This is a genomic window from Allobosea sp. FG18, assembly GCF_057809495.1.
In genome coordinates, this window is record NZ_JBMDKB010000027.1 from 57,568 (window position 1) to 64,071 (window position 6,504).

A 6,504-nucleotide genomic window follows, 5' to 3' on the forward strand; every position below is an offset into this window, starting at 1 on the left:
CGGGATCAACGAATCGTCGTCGCAGCCGGAGCGATGTTGCGGCTGCTCTCAGTCTGGATGGACAGCATCGTTGCAAGCATCAAGTTCTGGCGCTCGATGAGCTTGTAGGTCTCCCAGGCGAGATACGCCTGGAAGGACTGGATCATCACGCCATCCTTGATCGCCTGCTCGTAGCTGTTGTTCATCGCCACGCCCCAGTTGGCGTTGCGGTACCAACCGCTTGCGCGCACATCCATCCAGTCGTGCCAGGAGACGCCTTCCGAGTAGTTGGCGTTGTAGCCGGAAATCTGGCTGGCGAGGCTTTGCGCCCAGCCCTGAACCTCGGAGTTCGGCATCGCCGTCCGCTTCGCGAGGATGTCCGAAACCGTGTTCGAGGCGATCGACAGGCGCGCCGCCGAGGCCTGGCGCTGCGCCGCTTTTTCACGTCCCGAAGCCGAGGTCGCTTCCTTCGGGAGCATGCCGCCCTGCGGATTCGGAGCGATGGCGTTGATGAGGAAGGTCTTCGCTGCCTCGACGCGCTGCGAACCGAGGCTCGTCGATTCGCTGCCAGCCTGGTTATAGAACAGGCTCTTGCCGACATCGATCGATGCGTTCTGCATGTCAGACCCAGCGGCCGAAGAGCAAAGGCCTGAGCGAACGTCATCCTGGTTCGAGTAGAGCGCGCAGTGACGCGACAGACGCTTCTGGATGGCGACGTCTCGACCCTGAGATGAGGGCATCTGATCGGTGCTGCCGAGATCCCATGCCGTGGTATCAGACGACAGGGCGGCGCTGAGCGATGCAGCGGACGCACCGAGCGCCGAACCTGCGCGCGCGCCGGTCATCACGTTACAGGACGAGGCGCCCGATGCCGCGCCTTTGATCGCGTTGAAGCGAGCCATCTCGATGTTGCCGACGACGCGACGATCGTCGTTGACGTTCGCCATATTCGACTGAGCGCCGATCTGCTCCTTCGAGTTGCCCGAGAGCTGACCGGTGCCGAGACGCATTGCCTCGATGATCGCCAGCTGCATCGCATTGATGCGCTCGCTCAGCTGGCTGATGATCTGGTTCGTGTTCTGCTTGGCGTCGTTGTAATCGTAGGCGACGCAGCAGGCTGCCTGGGCAGCGGAGCCGAAGCCAAGAGCGCCAAGGGTGACGCCAGCGGCGAGGGCAAAAGATTTCGCGTTCATCGAGAGACCCTCAGCGAGAGAACAGGGAGGCGATCCCGCCGGTCGAGGAGGTCGACGCGCGGGACACGTTGGAGGTGAGCCCGAAGGCATTCATGGTGCTGGTGCCTTCTCCGCCGCCGAAGCCTAGGTGAGGGAAGAAGCCACCGTTGCCCTTGCCGGAGAAAATGCTGCTCGGCATCGAGGCCATGACCTGCTGCAGGATCGCCGGCGCATTGGCACAGTTGCCCGAGCCTCCGCTCGAACCGCTACCGCCGGAACTTCCGGAACCACCAGAGCCGCCAGAGCCACCGCCGGAACCACCGCCGCCGAACATGTTCTGAAGCTGCGAGAGCAGCTGGCTCAGCTGCGGCGGCCGGAAGAGCAGATCACGGTTGCCTTGCATCAGGGAGTCGAGGCACGAGGAGCCAAAATAACCGCTCTGCGAGCGCTGGCCGGACGAGACCGCCGAGCCGCCGTTCTGCGAGAAGCCGTAGTCGCCGCTGGTCGCGATCGTGACCATGTTGTTGATGTGCTGCTGCGCCGCGGCGACGGTCGCAGAAGCGATCGACTCGTCGCACGCGACATTCGAGGCGTTGCCGGCGGAGCCGAACTGGCCGTTCGTGTTGCCGGCGAGGACATTCGCCAGCTGGGTCAGCATCGACGAGCTGTTGTCGCCGGGTGAAGAGCCGTTGGTATTCGAACCTGTGCCGTAGGGGTCGTTGTTGTTGCCAGACTGGGACACGCCGGTGATGCCGGAGACGTCGATACCGGTAATCCCGAGAGCGTTCAGGATGGCCTGGGCCGTAGCCGGGTCAGGAGCCTGTCCGGTTCGCAGATAGGTATCGAGGACGACGGGACCGGCCACGCGAGAGGCCGCCAGGAGGGACGAGGCGTCGATTGTGCCGCCATTGAAGGAAGCGCCGACATACTGCGTCGTGCCCAGAGCCGTGAGCGTGGTCCAATTTGACCGCGCCGCGGCTTCTTCCCCGAGGGGATCCGAGCACCCACCGCCACAGGTCGCAGCGATGAAGGTCGACGTCTGAGCCTGCGCGCCCGGCGCGAGCAGAATGCAGCTCGCAAGGAGGGTAGCCAGGGCGGTACCACGCATGAGATTCTTCATCGAGAGACTCCGGTGCCGATCCGCTCAGCGACTGCGTAACGCTGGCCGGACCATCCGTAGACGACGCGACCAGGCGAGCGAGGAAGCTCCGCCACGACGTCTCGCCACCCATCGCGGTTGACCTGCATGACCGCGACGCGGCCATGTGTGAGACCATCGAGCAGCGTGGTGTATCCGCCGCTCTTGACCTGCAGGATCCTGGTCGGGCAGCCGAGAAGCACGCCGCACACGCCAGAGCCTTCCAGACGCGCGATTACGACGCTCTGCCCCTTGCCGGTGAGATCCGCCGCCCCAACGAGAACCTTGAAGCTCCCTGCGGGCAGACGCCTCGCAGCGTCGCCGAACTGCGCGACGAGAAGCGGGCGAGCCTGCGCGGGAGCTTCCTTGAAATCGACGGCATCGCCGGAGGAAGCGACATCCATCGCGTAGTGCGAGCCGCTCCACGACCAAGTCTCGCGCCCGTCGATGCGCAGCGAGCGCATCCCACCGAAGCCGGCAGGGCCTGTGTCGAGCGCCGTCAGGCGGCGATCGAAAACGGTCTTCCACCCTTCGCGCACATCGGGCCGAGCGATGATGACACGGCAGCGCTTGCCGCTGAGGTCGCACGTTGTCTTCGAACGCAGACGCGCGACGATCTCGGGGCGTCCGTCACCATCGAGATCAGCCGTCGCGAGGTCGATCTTCACATCGGAGGCCGCAGCCTCAGGCGCGAGCTGAACGACGACGGTGCGTTCCGGCGCACTCTTGCTCGCTTCCGTGAACAGCACAGGTCCCGCATCTCCAGCCTCCGAGGGCTTCAAGGACGCGCGGGACTGCGCTGACGCTGCGCTGCAGGCAAGAGAGGCGGCGAGCGCAACGAGCAGGGGAGAGAACTGACGCATCGACATCAGCGGAACAGGCTCCCGATACCGCCGGAGCTGCTGGTGCTTGCGCCCGAAACACGGCCGAGCACAGAGTTCAGATTGACCGTCTGCGACCCACCGTTGCTTCCGGGCACATTGAGACCACCGGCGAGTGCGCCGATGAGCTGACCAAGATTGGTCGAGCCGCCCGAGCCGCCACCACCACCGAGTGCCTGCTTCGCCTGTTGGCAGGCGAAATTGAGGACCATTCCGAGGAGATCGGTGAGCTGGGGCGGCTTGAAGAACAGATCCATGTTCCCCTGCATGAACTTGTCCAGGCAGGCGATGTTCGAATAGGTGCCCGGGCGCGACGAGAAATTGTTGCTCGCCATGCCGTTCATGCCGTTGACGTAGTTCATCCGCGACTGGTCCATCGCGCTCTGAATGTCCGTTGAGCATTCCTGGGCGTGCGCGATGCTGGAGAAGCAGATCGCAGCAGCCATGAGGCCAGCCAGTGCTGCCTTCTTCATGTCAAACCTCCAGAGCCGATTCCGTAGTCGTATTCGTACTGCCCGACGCCACGCAGAACTGCCTCGGCGGTTTCCTGCTGCGAGACAGCGTTGATCATGCGATGCCGGACGATTCTTCGAACCGCGTGGCAGTCTTCCATGAAGAGGGCGCCAATCCGACCGGACGCTCCCTCCTCATCTGTGATCACCCCATCGTCCGTCAGGTCGGAAACAATTCGGGTCGCGTCGTCCCACCCACGGCTGATCGAATACGCGAGGATCAAGATGCGGCGAGCCGGTTCGAGTCGCCGAATGAGAGGTCCGCGCGCACGCAACGTCTCGCCGAATCGCCGAGGCGAAGAGATGGACAGCGCCTGAGAAAGCTCATCGCATTCCTCGTCCAGAGCGGGATCGGCCTTTGGGGGGCAGATCTCCTTCAAATCCGGCGGGAGCAGCGATTGCCAGGCCAGAACATCCTCTGATCCGAGCTTGATCGGTTGCATGGTGGAATTCGAATCCTTGAACTAGTGATCGAATCGCATTGGAACGCGACAACGATCCTTTTGCAAAGTAGCATCAGCGCAGGAAATTCAGAAAGAGGTTGATAGTGAGCAATCCCGCATTCCTTCATAGCGCCCTGCCGATGATGCCGATCCTGGGCTCGACGGTCGTGACTGACCGAGCGGACCCCCGCCATCCAGACGTGGTTGCGCTCTACAAGTCCGCCGGACCCATCATTGAGGCACTTGCGCCCAAGAAGCCCGCGCTTGACGAGACGCTCGACTATACGCCCGAGCCGACCCCGGCGCCGGGACCACGGATCAAGTGAGGCCATTCTTTTGGTGGACGGGCGCTTCGCACTCGTTGACCGTCAAGGATAGCTCGTAGGATCAATAAATCCTCGTTTCCCGCTTAGTCAGGAGTTTTCAAATGGACGATCCGGTTCAGGGCGATCAGCTCAAGAGCATTGTCGAGCGCATCGAGCGTCTCGAAGAAGAAAAGAAGACCATCGCCGACGATATCAAGGAAGTATATGCCGAAGCAAAAGGCAACGGCTATGATGTAAAAGTGTTGCGCAAAGTAGTTGCTTTGCGCAAACGGGACATCGATGAAAGAAAAGAAGAGGAAGCAATCCTCGATCTTTACTTGCAGGCCGTCGGAGAGACCGCGTAAACAACGCGAGAACGGGCAGTATAGCGAATTTCCACTCGCTGATTACTGGTTTAGATCACAGAAAGGCCCGGGACGCAAGCCCCGGGCCTTTCTCATTTCGGGCTGCAGAAAAATCTGGGGGATGAGGTCGGGGATCCGAGGATTCATTCTGTGCAACAACCCATAAGTTGGAAATCAAACCCATAGTTTGTACCAACTTGCCCCCATAGTTTGGATATGCGCTACCAAGCCGCATACTAGGGGGTAGTATTTGGGTGTTTGCGTCGTCCCCAAATGCGATCTGGGCCTCGCCAGATCGCGAGGTGCTGTCCATGATGGACAGCACCTCATGCTCCTTCACGCCTTCAAGCGATAGCCCTAGTCGCCGGCGCCCAGTGCAACTGGGCGGGATGCGGGCGTCCGAACTCGCACTGATCGTCCGTCTAAGTCCGACCGCCCGCCAAAAATTTCCTGGGCCTGATTGAGATCGCTCGCCGTCGAGGCGCTACTGGGCCGCCGCTGGGCGCCAGATTTGCTGCGACACGCTCACCTGCATCACCAAATCCAAGGAATGCGCCTCCGAATCATGCGCGCTTTGACTCATGAGAGCGACTCGGCGAAAGATTGCACGAACATACGATGAACAGGGGCTGCCGTGATGAAGGTTCGCGTGTTCAAGAAGGGCGACGTCGGCGTCGACGAGAAAGAGCTCGACCAACTGCTCGCTGAAGCGGGCTGTGTTCAGGTTGACGAGGACGGGCTCGCACTGGGCGATGAGTCCGACGACCAGGAGGAGGAAGAGGACCAGGCGTCGGATGATAGCGATGATGCCGGTGCCGATGACGCCCAGGACGATGACGAAGAGAATGCGGAGGAGGACGATGTTACCCTCATCGTCGTGTTGACCCCGCAGTGCGTCGAGGATCCGGAGCTAGATGGCGCGGTTGGCGGCGCTGTCGGGAGCGGCGGTCGCGCCGTCGGGATATGGCCGAAAGGCGCCGAGGAAAGGGCCCTGCCGCCGATTCTTGAAAAGATTGGCTCCGGCGCGGTCGTTTGGGATCCGAAGAAACTAGCGGGTGTCCTGTCGGACGAAGAGACGCCCTGGGAGACACCGACAGGCGCGCCGCGACCTTCTCCTAAGACGAAGCGGAATAAGTGCTAATGAGGCTGCATTCCTATGTGATTGAGCATGACATGGGATTTGCGCCCAACCCGTTTCATGGATGGTGTTCACTGGCTGCATGCAAGCCGATGATCCGGGCGACCGCCGCAGTCGGTGACCACGTGATCGGCACAGGTACGGCTCACAACAAAATGAGCCAGCATCTGATTTATTGGATGTGCATCGACGAAATCATCGATTTCGATGCCTATTGGAGCGATCTGCGCTTCCGTCGGAAGAGGGCGGTGATGCACGGGAGCATGGCTCAGAGACACGGCGACAACATATATCACTCGCTGCCGAAAGGCGGTTTTTTCCAAGCCGACTCCTTTCATAGCAAGGAGAACGGTCAGCCCGATCCCGCAAATCTAAAACGGGATACGAAACGAACTCAGCGCGTCCTGCTGGGGCGACGTTTTGCTTACTACGGGAAGCATGCTCGCCATATTCCTGATGAGTTCAAGGGTTTCATCAAGAAGGGCCCAGGACATCGGAATAAGTTCTCCGCCGTCAGCCTGCGTATTCCGATGAAGCCGGCCATTGATTCCGAAACGAAGCCGGCCACCTG

General features: G+C 61.2%; 9 protein-coding genes. 4 read left to right on the forward strand and 5 right to left on the reverse strand.

Annotated features, from left to right (window positions below; translation table 11 throughout):
- Window positions 1-5 precede the first annotated feature (5 nt).
- The 5 genes from ACODTJ_RS24730 to ACODTJ_RS24750 form a co-directional block, all read right to left on the reverse strand.
- Window positions 6-1,172, reverse strand: a complete 1,167-nt coding sequence (locus ACODTJ_RS24730; protein ID WP_488850511.1) for a hypothetical protein — start codon at window positions 1,170-1,172, stop codon at window positions 6-8.
- Window positions 1,173-1,182: 10 nt separating this feature from the next.
- Window positions 1,183-2,271, reverse strand: coding sequence for a hypothetical protein (locus ACODTJ_RS24735; protein WP_488850513.1), 1,089 nt, complete (start codon window positions 2,269-2,271; stop codon window positions 1,183-1,185).
- Window positions 2,268-3,038 carry a hypothetical protein gene (locus ACODTJ_RS24740; protein ID WP_488850515.1) on the reverse strand — a complete coding sequence of 257 codons (771 nt, stop codon included), beginning with the start codon at window positions 3,036-3,038 and terminating at the stop codon, window positions 2,268-2,270. The genes ACODTJ_RS24735 and ACODTJ_RS24740 overlap by 4 nt, the downstream gene beginning before the upstream one ends.
- Window positions 3,039-3,157: 119 nt before the next feature.
- The gene (locus ACODTJ_RS24745) at window positions 3,158-3,643 is read right to left on the reverse strand and encodes a hypothetical protein (RefSeq protein ID WP_488850517.1); all 486 of its coding nucleotides are present in this window, start codon (window positions 3,641-3,643) and stop codon (window positions 3,158-3,160) included.
- Window positions 3,640-4,125, reverse strand: coding sequence for a hypothetical protein (locus ACODTJ_RS24750; RefSeq protein WP_488850519.1), 486 nt, complete (start codon window positions 4,123-4,125; stop codon window positions 3,640-3,642). Before ACODTJ_RS24750 ends, ACODTJ_RS24745 begins: the two co-directional genes overlap by 4 nt.
- A 104-nt stretch (window positions 4,126-4,229) precedes the next feature.
- Here ACODTJ_RS24750 and ACODTJ_RS24755 point away from each other — a divergent pair, with 104 nt between their 5' ends.
- The 4 genes from ACODTJ_RS24755 to ACODTJ_RS24770 all read left to right on the forward strand — a co-directional run.
- Entirely contained in the window at window positions 4,230-4,451 is a 222-nt protein-coding gene (locus ACODTJ_RS24755; RefSeq protein WP_488850521.1) for a hypothetical protein, read from the forward strand.
- A 101-nt stretch (window positions 4,452-4,552) separates the two neighbouring features.
- Entirely contained in the window at window positions 4,553-4,795 is a 243-nt protein-coding gene (locus ACODTJ_RS24760) for a DUF2312 domain-containing protein (protein ID WP_488850523.1), read from the forward strand.
- Window positions 4,796-5,432: 637 nt separating this feature from the next.
- Window positions 5,433-5,936: a hypothetical protein gene (locus ACODTJ_RS24765; protein WP_488850525.1), complete on the forward strand. Its 504-nt coding sequence runs from the start codon at window positions 5,433-5,435 to the stop codon at window positions 5,934-5,936.
- Window positions 5,936-6,504: Nmad2 family putative nucleotide modification protein (locus tag ACODTJ_RS24770; protein ID WP_488850527.1), on the forward strand; the 569-nt coding region annotated here is incomplete at its 3' end. The genes ACODTJ_RS24765 and ACODTJ_RS24770, both read left to right, overlap by 1 nt.

Excerpts from the sequence above, each read along its gene's own strand:
- ACODTJ_RS24765 (WP_488850525.1), top strand. The coding sequence starts at position 5,433 with ATGAAGGTTCGCGTGTTCAAGAAGGGCGACGTCGGCGTCGACGAGAAA.
- ACODTJ_RS24745 (WP_488850517.1), bottom strand. The coding sequence starts at position 3,643 with ATGAAGAAGGCAGCACTGGCTGGCCTCATGGCTGCTGCGATCTGCTTC.
- ACODTJ_RS24735 (WP_488850513.1), bottom strand. The coding sequence starts at position 2,271 with ATGAAGAATCTCATGCGTGGTACCGCCCTGGCTACCCTCCTTGCGAGC.
- ACODTJ_RS24760 (WP_488850523.1), top strand. The coding sequence starts at position 4,553 with ATGGACGATCCGGTTCAGGGCGATCAGCTCAAGAGCATTGTCGAGCGC.
- ACODTJ_RS24750 (WP_488850519.1), bottom strand. The coding sequence starts at position 4,125 with ATGCAACCGATCAAGCTCGGATCAGAGGATGTTCTGGCCTGGCAATCG.
- ACODTJ_RS24730 (WP_488850511.1), bottom strand. The coding sequence starts at position 1,172 with ATGAACGCGAAATCTTTTGCCCTCGCCGCTGGCGTCACCCTTGGCGCT.